This is a genomic window from Collinsella sp. OM08-14AT (genome assembly GCF_003438115.1).
In the GTDB taxonomy this organism is placed as follows: Bacteria; Actinomycetota; Coriobacteriia; order Coriobacteriales; family Coriobacteriaceae; genus Collinsella.
This window is the reverse complement of record NZ_QSTE01000006.1, coordinates 76,906-91,828: the sequence shown is the minus strand read 5'-3', so window position 1 is coordinate 91,828 and position 14,923 is coordinate 76,906. Positions and strand designations below refer to the sequence as shown.

The 14,923-nt window shown below is 60.5% G+C and carries 13 protein-coding genes and 1 riboswitch; of the genes, 6 read left to right on the top strand and 7 right to left on the bottom strand.

What is annotated here, in order from left to right; all coding sequences use genetic code 11:
* The first annotated feature begins 83 nt into the window (after positions 1–83).
* Positions 84–953, top strand: coding sequence for a patatin family protein (locus DXC18_RS04955; RefSeq protein ID WP_199412207.1), 870 nt, complete (start codon positions 84–86; stop codon positions 951–953).
* Positions 954–1,189: 236 nt separating this feature from the next.
* On the opposite strand, the gene DXC18_RS04950 is transcribed toward DXC18_RS04955, so the two are convergent.
* From DXC18_RS04950 to thiM, 3 genes are read right to left on the bottom strand one after another with little or no spacing between them, the layout of a single operon-like run.
* On the bottom strand, positions 1,190–1,885 hold the full coding sequence (locus DXC18_RS04950) for a thiamine phosphate synthase (protein WP_006234517.1): 696 nt from the start codon (positions 1,883–1,885) through the stop codon (positions 1,190–1,192).
* Positions 1,882–2,223, bottom strand: a complete 342-nt coding sequence (locus DXC18_RS04945) for a thiamine-binding protein (RefSeq protein ID WP_233509011.1) — start codon at positions 2,221–2,223, stop codon at positions 1,882–1,884. Before DXC18_RS04945 ends, DXC18_RS04950 begins: the two co-directional genes overlap by 4 nt.
* Positions 2,224–2,226: 3 nt before the next feature.
* Positions 2,227–3,066, bottom strand: coding sequence for a hydroxyethylthiazole kinase (gene thiM, locus DXC18_RS04940; protein ID WP_117716511.1), 840 nt, complete (start codon positions 3,064–3,066; stop codon positions 2,227–2,229).
* Between the two features lie 51 nt (positions 3,067–3,117).
* Positions 3,118–3,228: riboswitch (TPP riboswitch) on the bottom strand.
* Positions 3,229–3,391: 163 nt separating this feature from the next.
* Between thiM and DXC18_RS04935 the strand changes: the two genes are divergently transcribed.
* From DXC18_RS04935 to DXC18_RS04920, 4 genes are all read left to right on the top strand, one after another.
* On the top strand, positions 3,392–4,300 hold the full coding sequence (locus tag DXC18_RS04935; protein WP_117716510.1) for an HAD-IIB family hydrolase: 909 nt from the start codon (positions 3,392–3,394) through the stop codon (positions 4,298–4,300).
* A gap of 10 nt (positions 4,301–4,310) precedes the next feature.
* A complete protein-coding gene (locus tag DXC18_RS04930) occupies positions 4,311–5,207 on the top strand; it encodes a LysR family transcriptional regulator (RefSeq protein WP_117716509.1) in 897 nt (298 codons plus the stop codon).
* A 155-nt stretch (positions 5,208–5,362) separates the two neighbouring features.
* On the top strand, positions 5,363–6,496 hold the full coding sequence (locus DXC18_RS04925; RefSeq protein ID WP_233509010.1) for a 5-methyltetrahydropteroyltriglutamate--homocysteine S-methyltransferase: 1,134 nt from the start codon (positions 5,363–5,365) through the stop codon (positions 6,494–6,496).
* A gap of 122 nt (positions 6,497–6,618) precedes the next feature.
* Entirely contained in the window at positions 6,619–7,953 is a 1,335-nt protein-coding gene (locus DXC18_RS04920) for a uracil-xanthine permease family protein (RefSeq protein WP_117716507.1), read from the top strand.
* Between the two features lie 61 nt (positions 7,954–8,014).
* On the opposite strand, the gene DXC18_RS04915 is transcribed toward DXC18_RS04920, so the two are convergent.
* The 4 genes from DXC18_RS04915 to DXC18_RS04900 all read right to left on the bottom strand — a co-directional run bounded on the left by DXC18_RS04915 (position 8,015) and on the right by DXC18_RS04900 (position 14,251).
* Positions 8,015–8,680, bottom strand: a complete 666-nt coding sequence (locus DXC18_RS04915) for an alpha/beta hydrolase (RefSeq protein WP_117716506.1) — start codon at positions 8,678–8,680, stop codon at positions 8,015–8,017.
* Between the two features lie 207 nt (positions 8,681–8,887).
* Positions 8,888–10,672 (bottom strand): carbohydrate-binding domain-containing protein, encoded by a 1,785-nt coding sequence (locus DXC18_RS04910; protein ID WP_158551974.1) that lies wholly within the window; start codon positions 10,670–10,672, stop codon positions 8,888–8,890.
* 271 nt (positions 10,673–10,943) lie between these two features.
* Entirely contained in the window at positions 10,944–12,731 is a 1,788-nt protein-coding gene (locus DXC18_RS04905) for a hypothetical protein (protein ID WP_158551971.1), read from the bottom strand.
* Positions 12,732–12,940: 209 nt separating this feature from the next.
* The gene (locus DXC18_RS04900) at positions 12,941–14,251 is read right to left on the bottom strand and encodes an NCS2 family permease (protein WP_117716503.1); all 1,311 of its coding nucleotides are present in this window, start codon (positions 14,249–14,251) and stop codon (positions 12,941–12,943) included.
* Positions 14,252–14,444: 193 nt separating this feature from the next.
* Between DXC18_RS04900 and DXC18_RS04895 the strand changes: the two genes are divergently transcribed.
* The gene (locus DXC18_RS04895; RefSeq protein ID WP_022094377.1) at positions 14,445–14,864 is read left to right on the top strand and encodes a peptide deformylase; all 420 of its coding nucleotides are present in this window, start codon (positions 14,445–14,447) and stop codon (positions 14,862–14,864) included.
* The last annotated feature ends 59 nt before the right edge of the window (positions 14,865–14,923 follow it).

Here is a 14,923-nt window from a genome sequence, read left to right as displayed (position 1 = left end):
TGTTCGATGAAAATGCGACTGAGACGATATTTGTTGATGGGTATACTTGTTCCGTTTTAAAACGCAGGAACGGAGATGGTCGCATGGCACAGTCAAATATGACGAGCACGGTGGGGCTGGCGCTCGAGGGAGGCGGCTACCGCGGTATGTATACGGCGGGCGTGCTCGACGTTTGGATGGAGCACGGTTTGACCTGCGACCATATGGTGGGCGTCTCGGCGGGCGCGGCATTTGGCTACAACTTTAAATCGCGCCAGATCGGCCGCGCCATTCGCTATAACAAGGCCTATTGCGCCGACAAACGCTATGCGAGCGTGACCAGCTGGCTGCGAACCGGCGATATGTTCAATGCCGATTTTGCCTATCACGAGGTGCCCATCGAGCGCGATCCCATCGACCTGGAGGCGTATCGCGCCTGCCCCATGCGGTTTACGTGCGTGTGTACCGATATCGAGACGGGCAAGGCCGTCTACCACGACCTGCCCTATGGCGACGAGCGGGATATCGAGTGGATCCGGGCATCGTCGGCGATTCCCGTGGCGACGCGTCCCGTTGCTATTGACGGGCATAAGTATCTGGATGGTGGCGTGGCCGATTCTATTCCCAGTGCATGGCTGTTTGCGCAGGGGTATGACCGCAATATCGTGGTGCTCACGCAGCCGGCGGGCTTTGTGAAGCAGCCCAACAGCGTGATGCCCATGCTGCGTCGCGTGTTCCGTCACTATCCGGAGTTTGTCGCAGCGCTTGAGCGTCGACATGAGGTCTACAATGCCACGCTCGATGACCTGGCACGTCGCGAGGCTGCCGGCGAGATCTTTGTGGTGCGGCCGAGCGAATCGGTGAAGGTGCCGTCGCTGTGTCGCGAGCCCGATGAACTTGAACGCATCTACCAGATTGGTCGCCGCGATGCGGAGGCGACCTTGCCGGCACTGGAGGCATATCTGGCAGGGTAGAGGCTGCTGCCGCCATCTCGGCGGAAAGCGCATCCCGGAATGGAGATCCAAACTGGGATGCGCTTTCCGCGAGAGGCCCGTAGCGGAAAGTTCATCCCGGAATATGCGTTCAGACTGGGATGCAGTTTCCCACTGGTTCTCTATACGGAAAGCGCATCCCAGTTTGGACGTCCATTCTGGGATGCGCTTTCCGTTGCTGAAGATATGAGGCCGCGAATAAGCTGCTCGGCCTATGCCTATGCCTGCTGCCAAGTGTCGACGAGCTCCTTGGCTGCGGCGTAGGGGTCGTCGGCACTGCAGACGGCGCTCACCACAAAGAAGCCGTCAACACCGGTAGCCTTGAGCTGCGGTAGATCGGCCGTCTTGACGCCGCCGCCCACCACGATGGGCACGGGGCTTGCCGCGTGGAGTGCGGCCAGGTCCTCAAAGCTCTTGGTAATGATAGAGCCGTCGGCTGCGCGTCCGCAGTCGCGTTTGGTCTCGGTCTCGTGGAGTGGACCGATGCCCAGGTAGTCGACCAGGCTCATGTCGGCGGTCTTGACGTACTCGAGCATCTCCTCGCAACGGGCCGAAAGGCCCACGATGGCGTCGGGGCCCAACAGTTTACGGCAGACCTCGACGGGAATATCGCTTTGGCCCACGTGCACGCCGTCGACAGCGATGCCCTGCTCGCGCGCGGCGAGTACGCAGTCCAGGCGGTCGTCGATCAGCAAGGCGACCTGACCGGTCTTGCCGGCCTGTGCGATAGCCTGCGCGGCGTCGCCGGTCAGCGCGATGATCTCGCGGGCGCTTGCCACCTTGGAGCGCACCTGGATGCAGGTAAAGCCTGCATCGAGCGCCTGGGCCACCACATCGCCCACGGGACGTCCCAGCGTGTTTTCGGGGCCGAGTACCAGATAGGCCGAGATATCAAGGTTGTCGCGGATACTCATCGTGCTTCCTCCTGCTCTTTGATCTGTGCTTCCATGCGCTCGAGTTTGCCGGTCATGGTGTCGGTAAATCCGGGTCGAATATCGGCTTTGAGCACGACTTCGGTGCGGATGCCCTTGTTCGCCAACACAAAGGTTGCGTCGCGCACGACCTGCATGACCTCGTCCCAGTCGCCCTCGATCTCGGTGAACATCGAGGTGGTGCGGTTGGGAAGGCCGCTCTCGCGAATGACGCGCACGGCCTCGGCGACCTCGGCGGATAGCTCGTCGCCGGTGCCGCACGGGGCGATGGCTACGGCAACGAGCGTGTTCATACCGGCATTGGTTGCGGGCTCGGACATGGCTTATGCCTCCTCGAGCTCGAGTTGGTTGTTGGCGATGTCCTGGGCGGTCGCGCGGTAGAGCTCGTCGATAAAGGCGACCTTAAAGCTTGCCGGGGCATCGGCAACGGCGGCGGCACGCGTGCCGGCAACGTTGTAGACGGCGGTGCCGCAGATGGCTGCCGTAAACGGGTCGGTGGCACAGGCGTACACGGCCAGCACGCCGCCCTGCGAGCAACCGCAGCCGGTGATCTTGGACATGAGCGGGCTGCCGCCGTGGGATTTGGCCACGGTCGTGCCGTCGGTGATCAGGTCGACCTCACCCGAGACCACTACGGCGCCACCGGTGTAGCGGGCGAGCGCCACGGCGGCATCGCGGGCGGCGTCAACCGTATCGGTGGTGTCGACGCCGCGCACGCGGCTCAGATCGGCGGCTTCACCCTCAAGACCCCACAGGCCGGCGAGCGCGATAATCTCGGAGGCGTTGCCGCGCACGATGGCGGGTTTGTACTGCTTGAGTTCGTTTACCAGCTGGGTGCGCAGGCTGCCGATGCCCAGGCCCACCGGATCGAGCACCCAGGGCTTGCCGGCGTCGTGTGCCGCCTTGGCTGCGCGGGGAATCGTCTGCTCGTAGATGGGGAAGAGCGTGCCCATGTTGAGATAGATGGCGCCGCCGCCGGCAACGAGTGCCTCGCCCTCGTCGGGCAGATAGACCATAGCGGCCGAACCGCCCACGGCGAGCTGAGCATTGGCGACAAAATCAATCGTCACCGTGTTGGTGATGGAGCCGGCCATGGGATTGGTGGCGCGAATCTCCTCCACGGCCTTGACTACGTTTTGCTTAAGCTGTTCCGAATCGATCACTGCACATGCCTCCTTGGCATAGAAAAGGGGCGCTGTGCATAGACAGCGCCCCTAAAAAGGCGGCATGCTCCCTACGCCAGCATTAACTGACAGGTTCAAAGGATTGGGCCCCATGCCCTCTCAGCCTTGTGGTTTGCACCGCCGGCACTCCCGCATCGAATCTGTTGTTCCCTATACTAGCGCACCTGCCAAAAAGGGACAGGTTTATTTTGGCAGGTAACAACTGGGGCTTTACGTTTTCCCAGATAAAACCTGCCAAAATAAACCTATCCTTTTTTGGCAGGTCGGTACAATAGACGGGATTAAGAATGACCGAGGGGGCCTTATGATTAAACTTGTGCTGACCGATATGGACGATACGCTGATTCCAGCCGGGCATGACGGCGCCAGCGACTACGCCATCGAGGGCATTCATGCCATGCAGGCGGCGGGTCTGCACTTTGGTCCGGTTTCGGGTCGCCAACCGTCCGCGATGGGCTGGATGTTCCGCAATCGCGCCGAGTGCTTCTCGACCGGCGCGTTCTGCAACGGCCAGGTCATGTTTGTGGACGGCGAGGTGGCAGCCTCGCATGCGACCGACAACGCCGCCCTTATGCGCTTGGCTGACTACTTGGAGCAAGAGACCGACGATACGTATCTGAAGGTCTACAGCCTGGGCGATGACTTTTGGAATAACGATGCCTATTGTGTAACGAGCGACCCCGAGCGTGTGCGCCGCGCCATGGAGTCGGGCGGCAACGCATGGCTCAAGGGCGAAGAGGCCCCGTGCCGTCCTGTTGTCGATGACGCACCGGTGTTCAAGGCGAATATCTGGAGTGCCCGTTCGCGTGAGGAGCTCGCGGAGCTACGTGAGCGCGTTGCCGCTGAGGTACCGGAGCTCTCGCTCGTGTTTCCCAACAATCGTGTGCGCCTGTTCGACATTCTTCCAGCAGGTTGGGACAAGGGTTGCGCTGCGCTGGAGCTGGCGCGCGCTTTGGACCTGACGTCCGACGAGGTGGCCGTATTTGGCGATTCCGATAACGACCTGCCCATGATCGGTGCCGTCCCCAACTCCGTTGCAGTCGCCAATGCCAACGAGGCCGTCACGGCTGCCGCGCGCTGGCATATCGGCGCTGCGGCAGACGATGCGGTTGCCGGGGCTCTGCATCAGATTGCCGCCTGCGCCGCGACGGGGGAGATGCCGTCGTTTATGCGTCAGATGAGCACGACGGGTTTCGACGTCACGAACGTCTAGGGAGAAAGCCATGAAGCTTCAACAGCTCAGGTATGTCGTCAAAGTTGCCGAATGCGGCAGCATCACCGAGGCCTCGCGCCGGCTCTTCGTGTCGCAGCCTTCGATTACCGCGTCGATCCGCGATCTCGAAAACGAGATGGGTGTGCACATCTTTGAGCGCACCAACAAGGGTGTCATTGTGTCCGAGGAGGGCGAGACCTTCTTGGGCTACGCGCGCCAGGTGCTTGACCAGGCCGATCTGCTCGAAGGTAAGTACAAGGGCACGTCCGAGCAGGTGCCGCACTTTAGTGTGAGTTGCCAGCATTATTCCTTTGCCGTTAATGCGTTTGTCGATGTGATTCGTGAGTTTGATGCCGCGCGCTACGACTTTACCCTGCGCGAGGAGCAGACTCACGAGATTATCGAGGACGTCGCGCATATGAAAAGCGAACTCGGCATCCTGTATCTGTCGGAGCACAATCGCGAGGTCATCGAGCGCATGCTGGCGGCCAACGAGCTCGTGTTCGAAGGGCTCTTCTGCGCCACGCCGCACGTTTTTGTGTGTGCCGACCACCCGTTGGCTGACCGCTCCAGCGTGACGCTCGAAGACCTCGAGGACTACCCATTCTTGTCCTATGAGCAGGGCAGCTATAACTCGTTTTACTATTCCGAGGAACTGACCTCGACGTTTGAGCGCCGCAAGAACATCCGCGTGCGCGATCGTGCGACGCTGTTCAACCTGGTCATGGGCCTCAACGGCTACACAGTATGCTCAGGCGTGATCAGTCACGAGCTCAACGGCCCCGGCATCATCTCGATTCCGCTCGATGTGGACGAGTACATGGAGATCGGCATCATCACGCGCAAGAACACGACACTCACGCGCTACGGCCAAGCCTATATCGACGCGATCCGCCAGCATATCTAGACTTCTGCGTCTTGCACGGGTCAAATCTCTTTATGGCAGTTCCAACTGATATAGGAAATATCTATATCAAACTGTTAAAAACGAATATTTTACGATGGCCATATGAACGCTCATACTCTGTCCCAGTAAAGCAACCAATGCAAAGGGAGATATCTATGAGCACTTCGACTCAACCGAACGCGCCGTTTCGCGCCGATATCGTCGGCAGCTTTCTTCGTCCGCAGGCTGTTAAGGATGCGCGTGCCGCCTATGCCGTGGGTAAACTCGATGCCGCCGGCCTTAAGGCGGTCGAGGACGATGCCATTCGCGATTTGGTGGCAAAGCAGAAGGCCGCCGGCCTGCAGGTGATTACCGACGGCGAGTTCCGCCGCAGCTACTGGCATCTCGATTTTATGTGGGGACTCAACGGTATTGAGCGGCGTGCCTCGCGTACGGGCTATATGTTCCACGACGAGGAGACCACGGCCGATACCGCCGTGGTGACCGGTCCCATCAGCGGCGAGAATCATCCGTTTGTCGAGCACTTTAAGTTTGTCAAGGCACTTGAGGGCGAAGGCCACGTTGCGCGCCAGACCATCCCGGCGCCGATCCAGACGTTCTCCGAAGTCACGCTCGACCGCTGCGACGGCCAGCAGGAGAGCCTGCGCGCTGTCTATAAGACCGATGAGGAACTTGCCGACGCCATCGCAGCCGCTTATCGCACGGTGATCGCCGACCTGTACGCAGCAGGCTGCCGCAACATCCAGTTTGATGACTGCACCTGGGGCATCTACTGCGATACTGACTTTGTGTCCAAGACCGGCATGAGCCCGGTCGACCTGCAAAAGGTAAGCGAGCTGGGCGTGGCGCTCAACAATGCCGCCATCGCGGACAAGCCCGACGATCTGGTCATCAACACGCATGTGTGCCGCGGCAACTACCACTCCACCTATGCCTTCGAGGGCGGCTATGACCCCATCGCGCCGTACCTGTTCGCAAACGAGGATGTCGATGCATTTTACCTGGAGTTCGATACGCCGCGCGCCGGCGGTTTTGAGCCGCTGAAGTACGTTGCCCCCGGCAAGAAGGTCGTGCTGGGCTTGGTAACCACCAAGGCGGCAGAGCTCGAGAACGAGGATGTTATCGTCGAGCGCATCCGTGAAGCCGCAAAGTACGTGCCGCTCGAGAACCTGTATCTGTCGCCTCAGTGCGGCTTTGCCAGCTGCGAGATTGGCAACAAGCTGACCGAGGATGAGCAATGGGCAAAGATCGCGCTGGTCAAGCGCATTGCCGAGCGCGTTTGGAAATAGCGCTAGTGTTTGCAGGTGGCGGCGCGTGCGAGGCATAGTGTATCGCGTACAATGGTTCGGATCGTATCGTTCGGGCAGGTTATCCGATATGCCTGATCGCCCTTCCATTCGAAAGGACATCCATGTCCCAGTCCTCGACGCCCGCCGTCAGCGATGCCATCTACGACGCATCGTCGCTCGGCCGCCCGCGCATGTTCCTGCTCGGCCTACAGCACCTGTTTGCCATGTTTGGCGCCACCGTGCTGGTGCCCGTGCTCACCGGCCTCTCGGTATCGGCAACGCTTTTGTTTGCCGGCTTGGGCACGCTGCTGTTCCACTTCCTGTCGCGCGGTAAGGTGCCGGCATTTTTGGGCTCATCGTTTGCCTTTATTGCCGGTTATGCCGCAATCGCGCCCAACGGCGAGACCGAGCTTTTGCCCTACGCCTGCCTGGGCGTAGCTTGTGCCGGTCTGCTCTATCCGGTGCTGGCGGCGCTCTTCCGCGCGTTTGGCGCCAAGCGTGTCATGCGTTTCTTTCCGCCGGTGGTGACTGGCCCCATCGTCATTTCCATCGGCTTGATCCTGGCAAGTTCCGCTATTGCTAACTGCCAGACCAACTGGCTTGTGGCTGTCATTGGCGTTGCTGTTATCGTCATCTGCAACATCTGGGGCCGTGGCATGGTCAAGATCGTGCCGATTTTGCTGGGCGTTGTGGTGAGCTATGCCGTTGCGGCTGCGCTCGGCGAGGTTGATTTCTCGGGCGTTGCCGCCGCTCCGTGGGTCGGTCTGCCCATCGTGTGGGACAACACCGTGTTTGCACTCTTTGGGCCGCAGTTCGATAGCGGTCTTGCCACGACGGCCATCATCACCATCATGCCGCTGGCCTTCGCGACCATGATCGAGCATATCGGCGATATCTCTGCTATCGGTTCGACTTGCGAGCGCAACTACATTGCCGATCCCGGTCTGCATCGCACGCTGCTCGGCGACGGCCTTGCCACGATTCTGGCTTCGCTCTTTGGCGCTCCGGCCAACACTACGTATGGTGAGAACACCGGCGTGCTCGCCCTGACGCGCGTGTTCGACCCGCGCGTAATTCGAATTGCCGCGTGTTGCGCCATCGTGCTTTCGTTCTGCCCCAAGTTCGCGGCTGTCATTGCGGCCATGCCGGCGTGTGTGATCGGCGGTGTGTCGCTCGTGCTCTACGGCATGATCAGCGCTGTGGGCGTCCGCAACCTCATCGAGAACCAGGTCGATTTCCAGAACAACCGCAACGTGCTGGTTGCCGCGCTGGTGCTCGTGCTTTCGCTCGGCATCGCGTACAGCACCGCCGGCGCCATCGTGTTGGAGCTGGGCGGCGTGACCATTTCGCTGTCCGGCATTGCCGTGGGCTCACTGGTGGGCATTGTGCTCAACGCCATCCTGCCGGGTAACGACTTTGAGTTTGATGTCTCCGAGCTTGAGGAGGCTGCTGAGTAGCAGCTGCGTTCAGCTAAAACAAGATATGGTGCCCATGCGTATATGCGTGTGGGCACCATTTTTAATGTGTCAGTATCCAGTGGATGCCGCGGGCCATGCGTAAGTCGGTTTGGGCAAAGTGATTGCCGGGGTTGAGCTCCAGCGTTGTTGGAATGCCGCGCTCGACGAGCAACGCTTCCATCGCGCGTGTGTCGTCGAGTACATGCCGCATCATGCGGTTGGGCGTCTTGGTTTCCTTTTTGCCGAGTGACAGGTAGACGGCTTGCGGGCTGCCGGCAAAAGGGGCCGTGCTGGCACGGTCGACAAAGTCGGGAAACCATAGCGACCCCGATGCGCTTGCGGCGCGGTCAAAGGCGTCGGTTTGCCAGAGGGACCAGAGTGCGAAGAGGCCCGCGAGCGAGTAGCCGGCAATGCCGCGCCAGGTGGGCGGCTGAGGAAGCGACGACTCGACCTGGGGGATTATCTGATTCAGCAGCTCATCAAGAAAATCGGCAGCTTGGCCGCCGAAAGGCTCGGCATCGCGTACGGTCCCGTCGCATGCCCAGGGGCTCAGCTCGCGATTCCAATCGAGCCCGCCAATGGTGACGAGGGCGAATGGCGGACAGTCGAGCTCTCGGCAACACTTATAAACCTCGCTGCCGTCGCCCACGACCACAGGAAGGTAGATGACAGGCGCGCTTTCCGTATGATTCGAATAAACGGTTATCTGCTTTTGATGCGCTTCCATGACGGGCTTCTCTCAGTGTTGTGATATCGGCAGCCCCAATTGTCGCACGCCAGCGTATGCCGGTTGGGCTAGACCAAAGACAATCTCGCGCATCCCCTGCGGACGCATATGGAAAACGCCACCGCCGGAGGGGAGCTCGGCGGTGGCGTTGTTAAACGGTGCTGGGGCTCGGGGCCTTCGCGGGAGCTGCCATGTGCGCAGAGGCGTCTAAGAACGCTTACGGCTCGCCATGGTGCCTGCGGCGATAGCGGCTGTTCCCGCAAGGACGGTTGCCACGATGGCCGCACCCGAGGTGTCGCCGGTTGCCGCGAGCACGCCGGTAGTCTTGGCTTTCGTGGTTGAAGCCGCAACGGCCTTGGTCGGCTTTGAGCCCTCAGGCTTGGGGTTCTGCTTGGACTCCGCGGGCTTGCTTTCTGCGGGCTTGGTCTCGTCGGGCTTGGGGTCTTCCGGCTTGGCTACCTCGGGAGGTGCGATGGTCGTACTTTTGGCGACTGCTTTGATATAGAGGGAGTCGACCGTGGCGTCGCCCGTGCCGATGGCTTGGCCTGCCTCGTAGATGCCGTCACGGAGCTTGCGATAGTCAATGACCTTGCCGCCTTCGGGCGTCTGGATGGCGGCGTTCTCAATCTTGATGGTGCCGATTGTCTTGCCGTCAGCGCTCATGGCACGGGCAAAGATTGCCGTTGTATCTCCTTCGGCCGTTACCTTGCTGCGGATGATCGAAATGGCTGCGGGTGTGACGCCCTCGCTGGTCTGGGCGATGATGCCGATGTTCTCGCCTTGGGGTTCGCGCCTCGTCTCGCCATCTTGGTTTTCGCTGTAGGGGATGGGGCCGTCGCCGTTCTCGACATAGCGGGCTATGGCCTTGACAACGGAGTCGCTGATGTAGATGTGGCCACCCTCCTCGTTGGGTCGATCGTTTCTGGTGGAGAATGCAGCCGAAACCTCGCCTTCCGCAAACGCGTCCACGGTGGAGCCGTTCTTGACGACGATGTCGTCCTGGTAGGTGAAGAGGGCGTTGGCGCCACCGTATCTGCCTTTACTTGCACGGACCGTCACGTTTGCATGATCGAGGGTGATGCCCTTGTGGGCATAGACGCCATATTCAACACCGTTTACGTTGAGGGAGGCGTTTGTGGCTGCGAGACTGCCCTTGGCCTCGACGGCAGCGTCTTTCTCGGAGCTTGCCTTGACCTGGCTGCCGTCCGAGATGTTGATATTGCCGCCGCTCCAAAGGGCCTCACCATCGGCTGAGCTTGCCTCGACCGTCCCGCCACCCTTGATGGTGAGGTTCTTGTCGGCTCCAATACCCTTGTCCTTGGTAGCCCTGGCGGTGACGGCTCCGCTGTCGTCAATCGTGATATTGCCGTTTGCCCTGATGCCATCCGATGCACCCGTGGCGTTGACGTTGCCCGAACCTTTGATAGCGAGATCACCTCCGGCATTGATGGCATCAAACCCAGTGCTCGTGGCGTTGACGGATCCGGCTCCGTCGATGTTGATATTACCCGTGGAGAGGATAGCGTCCTCAGTAGATGTCACGCTGAGCGTGCCGCCCTCGTCGCCTTGGATATTGAGCTCGGCATTCTCGTTAGTGCCATGAGAAACGTTGATGCTTTCGCTCCATTCGGCAGTGACGATGTTGGTTCCCGAGTAATTCACGTTGAGCTTGCCTGCGGCCTGGATCTCGCCGCCGTTATAGTTGTTGAGCTTCAAGTCGTCGGCGCCGTCCCACGACCAGGTACCGGCCTCGTCGCTCGCCGCGGTGTTGTACTTGTTGCCGCCGACCTTGACCCATTCCGCTGCGAGCGAGACGCTCGGCATGAGCAGCGAGCTCACCGTGAGCGCGCACACGGCGCCCGCGACGATGCGGCGCGTCACGCGGCGCCAGCTGCCGTGCGCGAGTCCTATGCGACGGCGAACGTCGGGTTCGGCAACATGGGTTCCGGCGGTAGTGTCATTGCGTTTGGGGGTCGTGAACAAGGCTGCCATGGTTGCTCCCGTTCTCATAGGGCCTATACGACTAGATTCAGCGTATCTGCTGGATGTTGCCGGCGGTAGTGCCGTTTGGAGGGCAAAATGGCCAAAATGGGGGAGAAATAGGCCGCACGCCGGCGCAGGGACCGGCGCTAAAAGAAAAGCGCGGGGCCGCATGGCGACTCTGCGCTTTATTGTTCAGCTTTTGCAGCCTTGCCCTTACGCTACGAAGAAGTAGACGAGGAAGGCAAGGGCCGCGATCCACCCGTCCCGTGCGAAAAAGTGTTTACGAGCGCTTGCGGCTCACCACGGCGCCCGCGGCGATGGCGGCTGTTCCCGCAAGGGCGGCTGCCACGATGGCTGCGCTCGAGGCGTCGCCGGTTGCCGCGAGCTTGCCGGTGGTCTTGGCTCCCGTGGCTGCAACTGCAACGGTCTTGGTCGTCTTCGTGCCCTCGGACTTAGAACCCTCGGGCTTGGTCTCGCCTGGCTTCTCCTCGGGCTTGGTTTCCTCGGGAGGCACGATGGCCGTGCTCTTGGCGACTGCTTCGTTATAGGGGGAGTCGATCACAGCGTCGCCCGTGCCGATGGTTTGACCCACCTCGTAGAAGATGCCGTCGTCGCGTTCTTCCTTGTTGCGATAGCCAATGATCTTGCCGCCTGTGGGCGTCTGGATGGGAGCGCCTTCGATCTCGATGGTGCCGATTGTCTCGCCGTCCGCGCTCGTGGCAAGGGCGAAGATTGCCGCCGTGTCTCCCTCAGCTGTGACCTTACTGCGGACGATCGAGATGGTCGCGGGCGTGATGCCCTCCTCGGTCCGGGCAAAGATGCCGATGTTCACGCCCCTATGCTCGGGAATGACCTCGCCGCTTTGGTCGTTGCTGTAGTGATCGGGGCCATCGCCACCGGTCTCGATATAGCGAGCTATAGCCTTAACAACGGAGTCGCTGATGTAGATGTGGCCGCCAGCGACGTTTGGCTGGTGGTTTCTGGTAGAGATTGCAACCGAGAATTTGCCTTCCGCGAACGCGTCCACGATGGAACCATTCTTGATGACGATGTCGTCCCCGTCAGTGATGAGGGCGATGGCCTGGCCGCCGCTCGCGCTTGTACGGACCGTCACGGTCGCGTGATCGAGCGTAACGCCCTTGTAGGCATAGACACCATATTCAACACCGCTTGCGTCAAGGGAGGCGTTCGTGACCGCGAGACTGCCCTCAGTGTCGACGGCAAGATCTCCTTCGGAGTTTGCCTTAACCTGGCTGCCGCCCGAGATGTTAATGCCGTCGTCAGCCCAAATCCCCGTTTCTTCTATCGAGCTTGCTTCTACCTTGCCACCGCCTTTGATGGTCAGGTCACTGCCCGCGGCGATGCCGTAACCTTCGTCTCCTTTAGCGATCACTGTGCCAGAAGAATCGATGGTGGTCTTGCCATTGGATTGGATGCCTTCGGTACCGCCCGTTGCATTCACAGTGCCCGAGCCTGTGATAGAGAGATCGCCCTTTGCCTCAATTCCGTCGGAAGAGGTGCTTGTGGTGTTCACAGTGCCTGGGCCAGAAATGGAGAGGTCGCCTGTGGACTTAATTGCATCGGCCTCGGCTGTCACATTGAGCTCATCCGTGCTATTCGAGTTCGTTATGTTCAACTCTGCTTTCTGGCTAGTGCCATCCTTCGCCTTGATGGCGGCTCCGGTGTAATCGGGCTCGGTTTTCACGGTGTTCTTGCCCTCGTAGACAATGTTGAGCTTGCCTGCAGCCTGGATTGCGCCGCCGTTATAGCCGTTGAGCTTCATGTCGTCGGCGCCGTCCCAGCTCCAGGTGCCGGCGGCGTCTCCCGTGGGTCCCGCGGCCGCTTCGTGGCGGACGCCGCCAACGTCCACCCACTCGGCCGCGAGTGAGACGCTCGGCATGAGCAGCGAGCTTGCCGTGAGCGCGCATACGGCGCCTACAACGATGCGGCGTGTCACGCGGCGCCAGCTGCCGTGTGCGAGCAGCGTGCGACGGCGTACGTCGGGCTCGACAAAATGGGCTCCAGAGGTCTTGTCATTGCGCTTGGGGGTCGTGAACAAGGCGGCCATGGTTACTCCCATCCTCATAGGGCCTATGCGATTACGCTCAGCATATCTGCAAGATGTAGCCGGCGGTAGTGCCGTTTGGAGGGCAAAATGTCCAATAATTCGGGGAGCAATACATCGCGCGCCCGTGCGTTGCCTGGCTTTAAAAGAAAAGCGCGGAGCCGCTCGATGCGACTCCGCGCTTTGGTGTTTTGCTTTAGCAGACTATGCCGTTACGCCACGAAGAAGTAGACGAGGAAGGCAAGGGCCGCGATCCACATGAGCGGCTTGATCTTGGAGGCCTCGCCCTTAAAGAGTGCGACGACCACGTAGGCGATAAAGCCCAGGCCAATGCCGGCAGAGATGGAGTAGGTGAAGGGCACGCCCGCGACGATCATAAACGCCGGGAAACCCTCGGAGACATCGGACCAGTCGATCTCGGAGGCCTCGCTCATCATGAGGTAGCCGACGTAGACCAGGGCACCGCAAGTGGCGGCGCTGGAAACGATGGAGACGACGGGGGAGAAGAACGCGGCGAGGATAAACAGCACGCCGGTCGTGACGGAGGTGAGGCCCGTGCGGCCACCGTCGGCAGCGCCAGAGGTGGACTCGACGAAGGTGGTGATGGAGGAGACGCCCATGAAACCGCCCACGGCAGCGGCGGCGGAGTCGACGATCAGGATCTCCTTGATGTTCTCGACGTTGCCGTCGTCGGTGAGGAACTCGCCCTGCTTGGCCACGGCCATCGCGGTGCCCATGGTGTCGAAGAAGTCACTCATGAGCAGCGAGAACGAGATGACGAGGAGCGCGGGGTCGGTAAGGACCTTGACGATGGCGGGCACGCCGCCGGCGTCGGCGATGGGGCCGCCGATGCTCGAGAAGTCGAGCGGGGCGATGATACCGGTCGGAGCCTGGGTCACACCCAGGGGGATACCGGCGATAACGGCGACGATGATGCCGATGAGCAGCGAGCCCGGCACGTTACGAGAAGCCAGAGCGACCGTCACGATGATGGAGATGATGCCGACGATAAAGGTGGGGGAGGTGATGTCGCCCAGACCGACGAGTGTACCGGCGCCAGCGGTGATAATGCCGGCATCGCACAGGCCAATCATGGCGATGAACAGGCCCAGACCCACCGAGATGGCGTGACGCAGGACAACCGGGATGGCGTCCATGATGGCCTCGCGCAGGCCACAAAGCACGAGCAGCAAGATGACGATACCCTCGAGGAAGATAACGCTCATGGCCACGTGCCAGTCACCGCCGCAGACGGTGGTGGCGATTCCAGCGATCATCGCGTTGACGCCTAAGCCCGACGCGCAGGCGAGCGGGCGGTTGGCGAAGATGCCCATGCAGATGGTCATGATGCCGGCGCCCAGGCAGGTGGCGCAGGCGAGCGCTCCCGCATCGATGCCAGCGCCCGAGAGCACCGCGGGGTTGACGGCGATGATGTAGGCCATTGCCAGGAATGTTGTCAGTCCAGCGCGGAGTTCGGTCCCGATTGTGGACTTGCGCTCGCTGACGTGAAATAGTTCGTCCATGCATACCCTTTCCTTGTTCGGCCCCGAGTTTAGGCCGATTGACACGAACTCACCCACTATAGCCCCTTTACGACGCTGTTGTTCCTCGCATGTTGATGTTCGGCGCTTTGTAGCAGACGGACGGTATTTTTCGCATGAAAATGTATGGGTACCGTATACTTAAGCGGTTACAACGACCCCTATGGAGGAACGTATGATTAAAGAGCTTTGCCACGACGAGGCTATCCTGTCCCAGCGTTGCGAGGTTGCGACCGTCGAGGACGAGTCGGTCGCACAGGACCTGATCGATACCATCAAGTCGCTCGACGATGCCGGCTGCCTTGCCGCTAACCAGATTGGCGTTACCAAGAAGGTTTGCGTCTATCTGGACGACGCCGGCGAGCCCCACGTGCTCTACAACCCCCGTTTGGTGTTTGGCCTGGGCGCCAGCAAGATGGAGGAGAGCTGCCTGACGCACGAGGAGGTCACCAAGTCCACGCGCTATATCAAGTGCAAGGTTGCCTTTGACCAGATTGTCGACGGCAAGATGAAGGAGTGCCGCCGTGACTACGCGGGCTTTGAGGCACAGATGATCCAGCATATGATCGACCACTGCCAAGGTAAACTTGTCTAGGGTGACTACAGCACCGCACTTCGTCTCTTTTGGCCCGGGCATGACATTGTTGTCATGTC